The organism is Streptomyces sp. NPDC024698, from assembly GCF_055559015.1.
This window is the reverse complement of sequence record NZ_JBVHLK010000003.1, coordinates 234,539-247,951: the sequence shown is the minus strand read 5'-3', so window position 1 is coordinate 247,951 and position 13,413 is coordinate 234,539. Positions and strand designations below refer to the sequence as shown.

Here is a 13,413-nt window from a genome sequence, read left to right as displayed (position 1 = left end):
TGAGGGGCGCGGACGAGGATCGAACAAGACTCGAACAGGGCGCGAGCGGGGCGTGAGAGGGGTGCGGAGGGGTGCGGAGGGTCGCAGCGGGGTGCTGATCATTGCGTACGCGTGAACTCTCCCCTCGTCCGGGAATAGCCGCGCCCCGATCTTCCTTGCTCCTGAAGCCGACTCCGGTGGCCCGTACACGCACAATGGGTGAGCGGTGCCACGCGCACGGCGACACAGCGAAGGAGAGTGAGGGAGCAGATGACCGAGGCGTACGTCTCCACACGGTTCGAGGGCCCGGAGCCGCAGGGGACCCTCTCCGGCCGTCACCCTCTGGACAACCCGGCTCTCGGCTCCCTCACCGGGCCCCACGCGCACTTCGCCGAACGCCGCGGACGCGTGCTGCGCTACCCCCTGGACGTGTCCCCCTGGCTGGCGCTGCCCGACGATCCCGGCGCCGAGGACTGGGCGGACCTGGCGACCCTGGTGGGCCCCGGAGGCGCGGCTCCGCTGGCCGGTTTCGACGGAGAGACCCCGGACGGATGGGAGGTGATCTTCAGCCTCGACGGAGTCCAGCTCGTGGACGACGGACTGGACGCCGCGCCCGACGCCGAGGCGGTGCGGCTCGGCCCCGCGGACGTGCCGGACATGCTGGACCTGGTGGAACGGACCCAGCCGGGCCCCTTCGAGCCGCGGACCGTGGAGCTCGGCACGTATCTCGGGATCCGCCGGAACGGCGCCCTGGTCGCCATGGCGGGCGAACGGCTCCACCCGCCGGGCTGGACCGAGATCAGCGCGGTGTGCACGGATCCCGGACATCGTGGGGAGGGCCTGGCCACTCGGCTGATCCTGGCCGTCGCCCATGGCATCCGTGAGCGTGGCGAGACCCCGTTCCTGCACACGGCGGCGAGCAACACCGGCGCCATCCGCCTATACGAGGCGCTGGGATTCCGGCTGCGCCGCAACGTCCGCTTCATGGCGGCCCGGGTGCCGGAACAGCCGGGCGCCAGGAAGCCGACCGCTGACGTGGGATGACACCCAACGGCCCGCAGGTCCGGTGGCCGATGGTCCGTGGGGGAGGGGAGCGGGTCAGTCTCCCCGGGGCCCGGCCGCCGGCCCTTCCGCGTCGCGGCCGGTCACCGGCCTCTGCATGTCCAGTCCGGTCGCCGCGGCGTTGTAGCGCAGCAGGTACGACGCGAAGCGGGTGAGGTCCTCCTCGGGCCAGCCCGCCAGCCGCTCGTGGAACGCCACCCGGCGGCTGCGCGTCACCTGGGCCAGGATCTCCGTGCCCGCGGGTGTCGGATACAGCACCTGGACGCGATGGTCCTCGGGGTCCATGCGCCGCCCGATGAGACCGGCCCGCTCCAGCGACGCCACCTGCCGGCTCACCGTGGACTTGTCCAGCGCGTAGTGCGCGGCGAGGTCCGTGGCCCGGCAGCCGCCGACCTCCTCCAGATGACCCAGGAGGGTGTACGAGACGAGCGACAGCTCGGGGTGCATGCGTCCCGCGGCGGCGCGGGCCCGCCGGGCGAACACCGTCATCTCGCGCTGGATGACCTCCACGGCCGCGTCGGCCGTCACCTCGGAGGCGGCCCACTCGTCGTCCGTCACATCGGAGGCGGCCCACCTGTCGTCCGTCACCTCGGAGGCAGCCGGGTCTCCGGCCGTCACGTCCTCCACGGGTGCGGCGTCCGCCGACGCCCCGCTGGTGACGGCATGTTCACCGGACCCCTCGGATGCCATGACGGACCTCCCTGACGTGCTCTGGTTGCATAGTACAACTGGGGACGGAAGGGGCGGGAGTCGCCCAGGCGGGCGCCCACGCATCCGCCCGTGGCGCGCGCACGCGGGCACCCGCCCATCCGCCCGTAGCGCGGCCACGCGAGCTCCCGCTCGTGGGCCCGTGCGTGGCCGGCGCCTGTCGGCCCTTTCTCCGGTCGGCCCGCTGATCGTTCCTGTAAGGTTGCCGTCCCGGCCCAGGACCGTCTCGGCCGATGAGTTGCCGAGGAGGTGAGACCCATTACCGCTGTGTCAGGTCGGGTGCTCTCCTCTCCAGGCAACGCGGTCGCCGTCTGACGGTGGCCGTGGGAGCGCCCTTCGGTACGTCGAAAGGCCCTCGGCTTCATGCCCCCTCTGTTTCCTGATGTTCCCGGCGCGACCGATCCCATGGTCACCGCCCTCCGCACCGCCGGCTGTGTCTTCGCCGAGGACGAGGCGGAGCTGATCCGCTCCGCCGCCCGCACCCCGGCCGAGGCCGCCGCCATGGTGGACCGCCGCGTCGCGGGACTGCCCCTCGAACACGTCGTCGGCTGGGCCGAGTTCCACGGTCTGCGCATCGGCCTCGACCCGGGCGTCTTCGTGCCGCGCCGTCGTACGGAGTTCCTCGTCGAGCAGGCCCTCGCGCTCGCGCCCGGCGCGTCCGTCGTGGTGGACCTGTGCTGCGGCTCGGGCGCCGTCGGCGCGGCGCTGGCCGCCTCCCTCGGCGGGCCCGAACTGCATGCCGCCGACATCGACCCCGCCGCGGTGCGCTGCGCCCGCCGCAATGTGGCGCCCTTCGCGGGCCAGGTCCACGAGGGGGACCTGTTCGCGGCGCTGCCCGACACCCTGCGCGGCCGGGTCGACATCCTGGCGGCCAACGTGCCGTACGTACCGACCGACGAGGTCGGGCTGCTGCCCGCGGAGGCCCGGGACCACGAACCCCTGGTCGCCCTCGACGGGGGCGCGGACGGGCTCGATCTCGCGCGCCGGGTCGCCGCCGAGGCGCCGCGGTGGCTGGCCCGCGGCGGCTGTCTGCTCATCGAGACGAGCGAGCGCCAGGCCCCCGCGGCCGTCGAGGTGTTCGCCCGCGCCGGACTGGTCGCGCGTCTGGCGGTCTCGGAGGAGATGTACACCGACGTGGTGATCGGCCTGAAGCCCTGACCCGGCGGGCCGGGCGCGGACGACATGCCGCGTTCGGCCCCTGATCAGCCGTTCTCCCCGTCCCGCGCGCCACACTCTGGCTGACCGCAGGTGCCAGAGGAAGGCCCGGACATGACCAGCACCCCCGAGAAGTTCGACGCGTGGGACATCAAGGAGTCGGGCCCCGCCGACGCGGAGACCCGGGTCCTGCTGCTGCCCGGCGGGATGTGCGGCACCGTGTTCTACGACGACCTGATGGCCGCGCCGTCGCTGGCCTCGGCGCCGGTGCGGCTGGTGGCCGCGACCCTTCCGGGCCACGCGGGCACCACGCCGCCCCGCGATCTCTCCATCGAGAACTACGCGGCGATGGCGGGCGCCCTGGCCGCGGAGCGGGGCTGTGGCGTGGTGGTCGGCCACAGCCTGGGCGCCAACATCGCCCTGGAGATGGTGGCCGGCCGGCACTTCGCCGGACCCGTCGTCCTGCTCTCCCCGTCGTTCTCGGCGTCCGACGAGGACAAGGCGCTCACGATCGCCAACAGCCTCGGGCGGGTGCCCGGCCTCGGGGCGCTGACCTGGTTCGGCCTGGTCAAGGCGACACCGCGGGTCGTGGGGCAGATGGTCCCGCCGGACCGCCGCGAGGCGCTCGGCGCCGACCTGGCCAAGAACGACCCGGCGTTCTGCCGGCTCGTGATCCGCCGCTACTTCGACCACCTGGACCGCTACGGGAGCCTGGTCCCCCGGCTCCGTGACGCGGATGTGCCCGCCTGGGTCGTGCGCGGCGACCGTGACGAGGTCGGCCTGAAGGACGAGGAGCGGGCCGGGCTGGAGGCCAGCCCGAACGTGACGATGGTCCAGGTCCCCGACGCGGGCCATATGGTGATGGTCGACCAGCCCGAAGCGGTCGCCGCCCTCGTGGCGAGGGTGGCCCTCGGCTGACCGGCCGCCGGCTCGGGCCCCGAACCGCGTGCGCCCGGGTCCGCGCCCGGCCTTCCTCCGGCGGCCGGAAGAGGGCAAGGCGAGTGATCCTCCTCATTGTGCAACTAGTTGCATAACGGGGTGCCCGTCGTCTACAACAGACGTACGACACCGCGCACGGAGGGGCCCGATGAGCCGATACCCGCATCTGCTGAACCCGCTCGACCTGGGCTTCACCACCCTGCCCAACCGCGTGCTCATGGGCTCCATGCACGTGGGCCTCGAGGAGGCCGAGCGCGGCTTCGAGCGCATGGCCGCGTTCTACGCCGCCCGCGCGCGAGGAGGCGTGGGCCTGATCGTCACCGGTGGCATCGCGCCCAACGACGCCGGACGCCCGTACGAGGGCGGCGCCAAGCTGACCACCGAGGCCGAGGCCGCTCAGCACGCCGAGATCACCGCCGCGGTGCACCGCGAGGGCGGGAAGATCGCGATGCAGATCCTGCACTTCGGCCGGTACGCCTACCACCAGGACCTCGTGGCCCCCAGCGCCCTCCAGGCCCCGATCAGCCCCTTCGTGCCGAACGAGCTGAGCGACGCCGACATCGAGCAGACCATCGAGGACTACGCCCGCGCCGCCCGGCTCGCCCGGCAGGCCGGCTACGACGGCGTCGAGATCATGGGCTCCGAGGGCTACCTCATCAACGAGTTCATCGCCCTCCAGACCAACCGGCGCCAGGACCGCTGGGGCGGCTCGTACGAGAACCGGACGCGCTTCCCCGTCGAGATCGTCCGCCGCGTCCGCGAGGCCGTCGGCGACGACTTCATCATCATCTACCGTCTGTCGATGCTCGACCTCGTGCCCGGAGGCTCCTCGCTCGACGAGGTCGTCACGCTCGCCCGGGCCGTCGAGGCCGCCGGAGCCACGATCATCAACACCGGCATCGGCTGGCACGAGGCCCGCATCCCCACCATCGCGACCTCGGTGCCGCGCGGGGCGTACGCCTGGGTGACCAAGAAGGTCATGGGCTCCGTCTCGATCCCGCTGGTGACCACCAACCGCATCAACACCCCGGAGATCGCCGAGCAGTTGCTCGCCGACGGCCACGCCGACATGGTCTCTCTCGCCCGGCCGATGCTCGCCGACCCCGACTTCGTCGCCAAGGCCGAGGCCGGACGACCCGAGGCGATCAACACCTGCATCGGGTGCAACCAGGCCTGCCTCGACCACACCTTCAGCGGCAAGATCACCTCCTGCCTGGTCAACCCCCGCGCCTGCCACGAGACGGAGCTCGTCCTCGCGCCGACCAGGCTGCGCAAGACCGTCGCCGTCGTCGGCGCAGGGCCCGCCGGACTCGCCTGCGCCGTCAGCGCCGCCGAACGCGGCCACGACGTCACCCTGTTCGACGCCGCCGACGACATCGGCGGTCAACTGAACGTCGCCCGCAGGGTTCCCGGCAAGCAGGAGTTCGACGAGACGATCCGCTACTTCCGCACGCAGCTCGAACTGCACGGCGTGGAGGTCCGGTTGAACACCCCGGCCACCGTGGAGAACCTGGAGGCCTACGACGAGGTCGTCGTCGCCACGGGTGTCAGCCCGCGCACCCCGGAGATCCCGGGCGTCGACCACCCGAGCGTCGTCGGGTACCTCGACGTCCTGCGCGACGGAGCCCCGGTAGGCGACCGCGTCGCCATCCTCGGCGCCGGTGGCATCGGCTTCGACGTCGCCGAGTTCCTCACCGACAGCGGCGACAAGGCGAGCGAGGACCCGGCGACGTACTTCCGCAGCTGGGGTGTCGACATGGACTACCGCAATCCCGGCGGTCTCGGCGCCCCCGAGCGCCCCGCCCCTCCGCGCACCGTGCACCTCCTCCAGCGCAAGGCGTCCAAGGTCGGCGCCGGGCTGGGCAAGACCACCGGCTGGATCCACCGCACCGAGCTCAAGCACCGGGGCGTCACCATGGTCCCGGGCGTCCAGTACGACCGGATCGACGACGCCGGACTGCACGTCACCGTCGAGGGACACAGCCAGGTCCTGGAGGTCGACACGATCGTGCTGTGCACCGGACAGGATCCGCGCCGTGACCTGTACGAGGCGCTGCGCGCGACGGGCCGGGGCGTCCACCTGATCGGCGGCGCCGACGTGGCCGCCGAACTGGACGCCAAGCGCGCCATCAAGCAGGGCACGGAACTGGCCGCGGCGCTCTGACGCACGGTCGTACGACGAACCGCGGGAGGGCTGTCGCGGTGTCCGGCGCGGTACGGCCGGCCACCGGGCGGCGCCCGCGGTCCTCCCTAGGATGACCTCATGTCACTCCCGCACGCGATCCTCACCGCCCTGCTCGAGAAGCCCTCGTCCGGCCTCGAACTGACCCGGCGGTTCGACAAGTCGATCGGCTACTTCTGGTCGGCGACCCATCAGCAGATCTATCGCGAGCTGGGAAAGCTGGAGGCCGAGGGGTACATCAGGGCGCTGCCCCCCGAGCAGCACGCCCGGGGCCAGAAGAAGAGCTACGAAGTCCTGCCCGCGGGGCGCGCCGAACTCGCCCGCTGGACCGCCGCCGCACAGGACCCCAAGCCGATGCGCGACACGATGCTGCTGCGTCTGCGGGCCGCGGCCGTCGTCGGGACCGAGGGCGTCGAGGCCGATCTGCGCCGCCATCTCGACCTGCACCGGAGCCAGTTGGCCGAGTACGAGGGGATCCAGGAGCGGGACTTCCCGCCGGGCGGGAGCACGCCCGAGGTCCGGCTGCGCCATCTCGTCCTGCGGGCGGGCATCGACCTGGAGACCTTCTGGACCCAGTGGCTGACCCACGCCCTGGCCGAACTCGACAGCATGCGCGCGCAGGACTGACATCGGTCCGGGACGCGGGGCGAGGAGCGAGGAGCGTGGCCGCACGGGCGCCCGGACCGGGCGGGCGCCCGTCGCGTACGGAACCCGGTGCGGAGACCCGGGTACGGCACTGGGCGGCCGTCCGTGGCCGGAGCCGTCGGAAGGCCGCCCGTCGCGACGGACCCCGGATCAGAGCCGGTGGGGCTTGGACCGGCGGCGCAGGAACCAGGCCGCGGCCACGGTGCCGGTCACGACCAGCGCCGCGCCGCCCACGACCGTGACGGTGCCGTAGTCCTTCACGGCGCCGCCCAGTCCGCCCATGACCCCGCGTGACGGCGACGGTGAGACCGTCGTCGAGATCGTGGGGGTCGCGGGGGCCGAACTGGCCGCGACGATGATCGCCTGGGTGCCGGCCGTCGTGCCGTCCTGGCACACGACGATGACCGTGAACGTTCCCGGGCTCACGCCCGTCCAGGCGGCCGACTGGTTGCCGCTCGTCCCGGTGAGCGGCATCTGGCGCCCCTGGGCGAAATTCGTCTGCCCGCTGGAGAGCAGCGAGGCATTGCCGAAGCTGCTGCCGTTGCTCGGGCAGGCGCTGGTGGTGACCGAGACCGCGGTGCCACTGGTGCTCACGGAGATCCCGGAACCCCATGCGACGGCCGCCGGGGCGGCCAGGGTGAGCGGAAGCGCAGCGGTGGCGGCCACGGTCAGGCCGGAGCGGAGAAGTCTCTGAGTGGTACGCATAGGAACTGCCCTCCAGCGGCACGGTTGGCGGTACATCCCATGCGCCGCCGAGGATCGGAAGGCCCGTGCTGCCTCACTGCGAGCCAATGCGCCCCGGCCCCGGCCCGCATGCGGACGGGGACCGGGCAGGTGACGGATTCCATCGTCCGGCCGAGGGTGGCGCGGCCGACGGCCGGTCAGATCGGTGCGGTCCGCGGGTTCACGGCCCCCGTGCACGTCACCGGGCACGGGGGCGCCTCACGCCCCTCGCGTGTCCCTCACGCCCCTCGTACGTCCCTCATGTCCCTTGTGTCCCTCACGTCGGCCCCGTCGTCACGGAGCGCTCCGGAGAGAGCGCGCCCCAGGTGCCGTCCGGCAGCTTCGCCCGGATCCGTACCCGGTGGGTCACCGCCGCCTCCCGGCCGATGTAGAAGCTGTAGGTACAGGTCCCGGTGGGTGGGTTGCCGCCCCAGACGAGCGAGGTGACGGCACGCCCGTCGAGCCGGATCCCGTACTCCGTGATCACCCCGTCGACCTCGGGCGCGGTCCACGCCAGGTCGATGTAGTAGGCCCCCTCGCTCCGGTGGGTCGTCGCCCGGAATCCGGCCGGTGCCGTGCTCCGGTCGTCCTCCGGGCCCGGAGCGGTGGTGAGCCGGACGGAGCCGCTCGGCGCCGAGACGTTGTCCGCCGCGTCGCGCGCCCGCACGCTGAAGACGTACGCCGTGTCGGGCCGCAGCCCCGTGACGACGGCGGCCGTCTGGGCGCCGCCCACACTGTGGATCTTCGATGCGCCCTGGTAGATGTCGTACGACTCCACACCCCGGGCGTCGGACGACCGCGTCCAGGACAGCTGGACCGCCCGGCCTCCGAGGGCCTTCCCGTGCGGCCCGCCGGGGCGGGTCGGCGCGGTGCGGTCGGCCGCGACCGCCGCCGGGGTGGTGGCCCGCACCGGCCGGCTGAGCGGCCCCGGGACCCCGTCGGCGTTTCGGGCCCTGACCCTGAAGACGTACGAGGTGGACGGTTGGAGCCGGGTGATGTCCACCATGTGCTCGGAACCGGGTACTTCCTTGACCTTGGTGGTGCCGCGATATATCTCGTAGCGGGTGATCCGAGGGTCCTCGTCGGCCAGGTTCCACATGACGTGCACGCTGGTCGAGCTCCCGGCCGCGGCGGTCACGCCCGTGGCCGCCGCGGGCAGCCGTTCCGCTTGGCCGGACGCCGGGGCACCCCATCCGCAGGAGGCGAGCGCGAACAGGGCTCCGCAGGCCGGCAGGCGCCGGGCGGTGAGGAGAACGCGTCGCACGGGTCCGCCCTCCGTCGACGGGATTGGTCTGTACCTATAAGACACGGGTGACGCGCCCACATCAAGAGGGCGGACGTCGTTGGCCGGGCCGTCGCGGGGGTACGTATGCTGATCCTTGACGCGGTGTGAACTCGCCCCGAAAACAGGGGAGTTCCTGCCCGCGGCGCGGAACGCTGTCGTCGCCGATCCCGCGCCGACGCGTGCGGCCGAGCGGCCGGAGCCGGGCCCGGCTCGGGCTCTCGGCCGTGCGGCGCCCGCCCGAGCGGCCGTGCACCGTCCGGCCCTCTCCCGGTGGACGCACTCTCACCGGCCCACCAGATTTGGGCAGATGAGCGTCCATGTTCCCCAGGAGAGGGTCCTTCATCGTGCGTGTCCAGTCGCTGACGCTGGCCGCGGCCGCGGCGGCCGCCCTGATCGCCTCGGCTCCGGCGATGCTGTCCACGACCTCCACCACGGGCCGTCCCGGAAGCCCCGCCGCACCGGCGCGGGAGGGCTCGGTCCGGGCCGCCGACCTGCTGGCGAGGCTCGACGGCTGCACGCCCGTCTCGCACGGGCGATATCGCAGCGACGACGGCACCCGCGCCGAGATCCCGGTCTGCGGAATCCCGGGCGCGGTCTTCTGGACGGCCGACCTGGACATCGACTGCGACGGGAGAGCGGGCCCGGCGTGCAACAGCGACACCGACCCGCTCTTCTCCGAGTCCACGGCCTTCCAGCAGTCCGACGGCCGCTATCTGAGCGCCGAGACCCTGCCCTACATCGTCGTGCCGGCCCCGAGCGACATCTGGGACTACCGGGGCCAGGGCATCGGCCCCGGCTCGGTGGCGGCCGTGATCTACCGGGGCCGCGTCCAGTACGCCGTCGTGGGTGACACCGGCCCCCAGGACATCATCGGCGAGGCCTCGTACGCCACGGCCGCGGGGCTCGGGATCCGCCCCGACCCCCGCGGCGGCGGCACCCCGTCCGGGGTCACCTACCTCGTGTTCAAGAACGCCCGGGTGTCTCCCCTCCAGGACCACGCCGCCGCCGTGGCGACGGGGGAGCGGCTGGCCAGGAAACTCCTGGGCGAGGGTTGAGAGTTGAGAGTTGAGGGCTGAAGTCTGAGGGCGGGGCTTCGGGTCGAGGGCCGTCCCGCCGTCAGGCGGCGGCCCAGCCGTTGTCGACGGGCAGGATGACGCCGTTGATGTTCCTCGCCGCGTCCGAAGCGAGGAACAGGATCGCCGCGGCTTGCTCCTCGGCCTCTCCCAGGGAGCGGCCTGCTCCTCGGCCTCTCCCGGGGCTTTCGTACGGCTGCGGGCGAAGTGCCGCGCCGCCACGGTACGACTTATTGTCGCTGAATGACAGAAGATCTCTGGACCGGTTGAGATCGCTAGACTCGCCGCAGCCGCAGTCCCGGGCGGCATATGCGGACGCAACCGAGAACCGAGGAGTCATCAGTGCCGGACGGCGCGATCGACGAACACCCCGGCCGGCGTCGAGGCCGTACCGGACGACCGCCCCTCACCGACGAACGCAAGGCCGAGATCCGGCTGGAGATCGCAGGCGCCGCCGTGGAACTGTTCGTGGACCAGGGCGTGGCCGCCACCACCGGGGACCAGATCGCCCAGGCCGTCGGCCTGTCCACCCGCACCCTGTGGCGCTACTTCCCCGGCAAGGAGAGCTGCGTGAGCCCGCTGTTCGCGGCCGGGATCGACGCGATCGCGGCGGCACTGCGGGCCTGGCCCGCCGGCGCTTCACTGGAGGACGCCCTGGAGCAGGCGTCCACGAACGGCGAGGGCCCGATGGCGATGCCGGAACCGCCGAGGGTCCGTACGCTGCTGAGGCTCACCCGTACCGAGCCGGGACTGCGAGCCGTCTGGCTCCAGGCCCACGACGAGGCCGAGCCGGTGTTCGCCCGCGCACTGGCCGACCGCGCCGGTCTCGGCACCGTCGACCTGCGCTCGGAGATCCAGGCCGCCATGCTCAACGCGGCCCTGCGCGCGGCGGTCGAGCACTACGCGTGGCGCACCGACGAGGAGGAACCCGATCCCGTGACGGCCCGGGCCGAGCTCGCCGGGACCATCCGCTCGGCCCTGATCGTCGCGGCGAACGGCATCACCTGACCCCGGGCCTGACACCGTTCGGGCCCGTGTACCTCCCGGCGGTCACACCTTCCGGTAGGTGTACGCCTCCGCCGCGGCCGCCTCCACCGCAGCGAGGTCGGCGCCCGCCGAGGCCGTGACCACCGCGGCCACCGCGCCCTCGACGAAGGGGGCGTCCACCAGGCGTGTGCCGCCCGGGAGTTCGTCGCCCTCGGCGAGCAGCGCCTTGACGGTGAGCACGGCACTGCCCAGGTCGGTGAGCACGGCGACCCCGGCGCCGCGGTCCACGGAGGCCGCCGCGGCGGCTATCACGTCCGCGCTGGTGCCGAGCCGCCCGTCCAGGGTGCCGCCCGCCGGCGCGACGGGCGCGACCGTGCCGCCGCCGGCCAGGCCCGTGGCCAGTTCGGCGACGGACGCGGCGACGGCGGCGCTGTGCGAGACCAGAACGATGCCCACGAGCCGCTTGACGGAGTCACTCACCGGACGCCTCCACGAGTGCCGCGATCAGCAGGGCCGAGGAGGTGGCGCCAGGGTCCTGGTGCCCGATGCTGCGCTCGCCCAGATAGCTCGCCCGGCCCTTGCGGGCCTGGAGGGGTGTCGTCGCCGCGGCACCCTCCTCTGCCGCGGACTTCGCCGCCGCGAACGACTCGGCGAGCGCGTCGACCGCGGGTACCAGGGCGTCGATCATGGTCTTGTCGCCGGGCGCGGCACCGCCCAGCGCCATGACCGCGTCCACGCCCGTGCGCAGCGCGTCCGTGAACTGTTCGTCGCTGACCTCGACGGCGTCCCCGAGCGCCTTGCCGGTCCGGCGCAGCAGGGTGCCGTACAGCGGGCCGGACGCTCCGCCCACCGTCGAGATCAACTGCCTCCCGGCGAGGGTGAGAACGGCGCCGGGGGTGTCTTGGGGGTCCTTCTCCAACGCGGCGGCCACGGCGGCGAACCCGCGGTGGAGATTGCTGCCGTGGTCGGCGTCACCGATGGGGGAGTCCAGGTCGGTGAGCCGCTCCGCCTCACGGTCCACCGAGGCGGCGGTCACCGTCATCCAGCGGCGGAAGAAATCGGCGTCGAGCACGGAATTCTCCTTGCGTGGTACGAGAGTTGACCTCATGGCCGTTCAACGGCCCAGGGGCCGGGGTGCTGTTCCCGGCCCGCCGGCCGGGTTCACACGCCCCAGCGGAGCCCCGGCGTGCGCACGGGCGCGTCCCACAGGCGCAGCAGTTCCTCGTCCACCTCGCACAGGGTCACCGAGGCGCCCGCCATGTCGAGGGAGGTGACGTAGTTGCCGACCAGGGTGCGCGCCACGGGTACGCCGCGCTCGGTCAGCACCCGCTGGACCTCCGCGTTGAAGCCGTACAGCTCCAGCAGCGGGGTCGCACCCATGCCGTTGATCAGCAGCAGTACGGGATTGCGCGGCGCGAGATCGTCCAGGACGGCGTGCACGGAGAAGTCGGCGATCTCCCGCGAGGTCATCATGGCGCGCCGTTCCCGGCCCGGCTCGCCGTGGATGCCGACGCCGAGCTCCAGCTCCCCGGCCGGCAGATCGAACGTCGGGCTGCCCTTGGCCGGTGTCGTACAGGCGCTGAGGGCGACGCCGAAACTGCGGGAGCTCTCGTTGACCTTGCGGGCGAGTGCCTCGACCGCCTCCAGGGGCGCACCCTCCTCGGCGGCGGCACCCGCGATCTTCTCCACGAACAGGGTCGCGCCCGTCCCGCGCCGCCCGGCCGTGTACAGGCTGTCGGTGACGGCCACGTCGTCGTTGACGAGGACCTTGGCGATCCGGATGCCCTCGTCCTCGGCCAGCTCGGCCGCCATGTCGAAGTTGAGGACGTCGCCGGTGTAGTTCTTCACGATGAACAGGACGCCCGCGCCGCTGTCCACGGCGGCGGCCGCCCGCAGCATCTGGTCCGGCACCGGGGAGGTGAAGACCTCACCGGGGCAGGCCGCCGACAGCATCCCGGGGCCCACGAATCCGCCGTGCAGCGGCTCATGCCCGGACCCGCCGCCGGAGACGAGGCCGACCCGTCCGGCGACGGGCGCGTCCCTGCGGACGATCACACGGTTGTCGACGTCCACCGTCAGCTCCGGATGCGCCGCCGCCATCCCCCGCAGCGCGTCCGCCACCACCGTCTCCGCCACGTTGATGAGCATCTTCATGGGTACCTCCCGGTGAGATCAACAGAGGGTTCGTGGCGCGTTTTCGCTGGTCAAGCCTGATGTCGATAGTTCTTGATCTTGGCGCTTCATGGCGCTCGTTGTCGGGCTCCGGCGGTACTCGTGCTGACCCGATGCTGACTTTCGTGACGGCCTGTCGGATGAGTGGGACGGGGGTCGGCGGGAGTGCTGTCCCTTGCAGTATTGACCTTGCGGTAGCGAAGGTCACGCGGGCGGACGCTCGGGAATGTACGCGCGTACTCGAACCGGTCTCCGGCTTCTAGGTCTGGGGCGGGGGCGAGCTGGACCGGGTACCGGGCGGTGATCGACTCCTCGGTGGGGGCTCCTGGCCGTCTCCATGGGGCGCTGGTCGGACCGCGGCTCGTCCCGAGGAGCCGTGGTCCTTTCTCAGAGGTTGCTGTAGGCCCCCAGAGACAGTTGGGTGGTCGGACAGGTATTCGCCCCGGTTGATCACCAGCGGAGGGCTTCGCCGGCGGGACGGACGACGGCTTCCGCCGTCTCTG

13 protein-coding genes and 1 pseudogene are annotated in these 13,413 nt (G+C 72.5%); 7 read left to right on the top strand and 7 right to left on the bottom strand.

The annotated features are described in order from the left end of the window. The first annotated feature begins 249 nt into the window (after positions 1-249). A complete protein-coding gene (locus ACZ4AA_RS08910) occupies positions 250-1,023 on the top strand; it encodes a GNAT family N-acetyltransferase (RefSeq protein WP_467597768.1) in 774 nt (257 codons plus the stop codon). A gap of 54 nt (positions 1,024-1,077) precedes the next feature. On the opposite strand, the gene ACZ4AA_RS08905 is transcribed toward ACZ4AA_RS08910, so the two are convergent. Continuing rightward, positions 1,078-1,530: a MarR family winged helix-turn-helix transcriptional regulator gene (locus ACZ4AA_RS08905; RefSeq protein WP_467598921.1), complete on the bottom strand. Its 453-nt coding sequence runs from the start codon at positions 1,528-1,530 to the stop codon at positions 1,078-1,080. A 582-nt stretch (positions 1,531-2,112) separates the two neighbouring features. On the opposite strand from ACZ4AA_RS08905, the gene ACZ4AA_RS08900 reads away from it, so the two are divergent. The 4 genes from ACZ4AA_RS08900 (at position 2,113) to ACZ4AA_RS08885 (ending at position 6,652) form a co-directional block, all read left to right on the top strand. Beyond that, positions 2,113-2,907, top strand: a complete 795-nt coding sequence (locus ACZ4AA_RS08900; RefSeq protein ID WP_467597765.1) for a putative protein N(5)-glutamine methyltransferase — start codon at positions 2,113-2,115, stop codon at positions 2,905-2,907. Positions 2,908-3,018: 111 nt separating this feature from the next. Further along, on the top strand, positions 3,019-3,822 hold the full coding sequence (locus tag ACZ4AA_RS08895) for an alpha/beta fold hydrolase (RefSeq protein WP_467597762.1): 804 nt from the start codon (positions 3,019-3,021) through the stop codon (positions 3,820-3,822). 169 nt (positions 3,823-3,991) lie between these two features. Next, a complete protein-coding gene (locus ACZ4AA_RS08890; RefSeq protein ID WP_467597760.1) occupies positions 3,992-6,007 on the top strand; it encodes an FAD-dependent oxidoreductase in 2,016 nt (671 codons plus the stop codon). 99 nt (positions 6,008-6,106) lie between these two features. Continuing rightward, positions 6,107-6,652 (top strand): PadR family transcriptional regulator, encoded by a 546-nt coding sequence (locus ACZ4AA_RS08885; RefSeq protein ID WP_467597757.1) that lies wholly within the window; start codon positions 6,107-6,109, stop codon positions 6,650-6,652. A gap of 168 nt (positions 6,653-6,820) precedes the next feature. Here the strand turns inward: ACZ4AA_RS08885 and ACZ4AA_RS08880 are convergent, their stop codons facing one another. Both ACZ4AA_RS08880 and ACZ4AA_RS08875 read right to left on the bottom strand, forming a co-directional pair. Continuing rightward, positions 6,821-7,375, bottom strand: a complete 555-nt coding sequence (locus ACZ4AA_RS08880; RefSeq protein ID WP_467597755.1) for a hypothetical protein — start codon at positions 7,373-7,375, stop codon at positions 6,821-6,823. Between the two features lie 295 nt (positions 7,376-7,670). Next, a complete protein-coding gene (locus ACZ4AA_RS08875) occupies positions 7,671-8,657 on the bottom strand; it encodes a fibronectin type III domain-containing protein (protein WP_467597752.1) in 987 nt (328 codons plus the stop codon). A 365-nt stretch (positions 8,658-9,022) separates the two neighbouring features. Here ACZ4AA_RS08875 and ACZ4AA_RS08870 point away from each other — a divergent pair, with 365 nt between their 5' ends. Continuing rightward, the gene (locus ACZ4AA_RS08870; protein ID WP_467598918.1) at positions 9,023-9,733 is read left to right on the top strand and encodes a glycoside hydrolase family 75 protein; all 711 of its coding nucleotides are present in this window, start codon (positions 9,023-9,025) and stop codon (positions 9,731-9,733) included. Positions 9,734-9,794: 61 nt separating this feature from the next. Here ACZ4AA_RS08870 and ACZ4AA_RS08865 read toward each other — a convergent pair. Continuing rightward, positions 9,795-9,905, bottom strand: a pseudogene (locus ACZ4AA_RS08865) (SDR family oxidoreductase); the annotation flags it as partial. Positions 9,906-10,093: 188 nt separating this feature from the next. Between ACZ4AA_RS08865 and ACZ4AA_RS08860 the strand changes: the two are divergent. Beyond that, the gene (locus ACZ4AA_RS08860) at positions 10,094-10,759 is read left to right on the top strand and encodes a TetR/AcrR family transcriptional regulator (protein WP_467597749.1); all 666 of its coding nucleotides are present in this window, start codon (positions 10,094-10,096) and stop codon (positions 10,757-10,759) included. A gap of 42 nt (positions 10,760-10,801) precedes the next feature. Here ACZ4AA_RS08860 and ACZ4AA_RS08855 read toward each other — a convergent pair whose 3' ends face one another. The 3 genes from ACZ4AA_RS08855 to dhaK all read right to left on the bottom strand — a co-directional run bounded on the left by ACZ4AA_RS08855 (position 10,802) and on the right by dhaK (position 12,892). Then, positions 10,802-11,218 (bottom strand): PTS sugar transporter subunit IIA domain-containing protein, encoded by a 417-nt coding sequence (locus ACZ4AA_RS08855; protein ID WP_467597746.1) that lies wholly within the window; start codon positions 11,216-11,218, stop codon positions 10,802-10,804. Then, positions 11,211-11,810 (bottom strand): dihydroxyacetone kinase subunit DhaL, encoded by a 600-nt coding sequence (gene dhaL / locus ACZ4AA_RS08850; protein WP_467597743.1) that lies wholly within the window; start codon positions 11,808-11,810, stop codon positions 11,211-11,213. Before dhaL ends, ACZ4AA_RS08855 begins: the two co-directional genes overlap by 8 nt. A gap of 89 nt (positions 11,811-11,899) precedes the next feature. Then, positions 11,900-12,892: a dihydroxyacetone kinase subunit DhaK gene (dhaK, locus tag ACZ4AA_RS08845; protein ID WP_467597740.1), complete on the bottom strand. Its 993-nt coding sequence runs from the start codon at positions 12,890-12,892 to the stop codon at positions 11,900-11,902. Between the last annotated feature and the right edge of the window lie 521 nt (positions 12,893-13,413).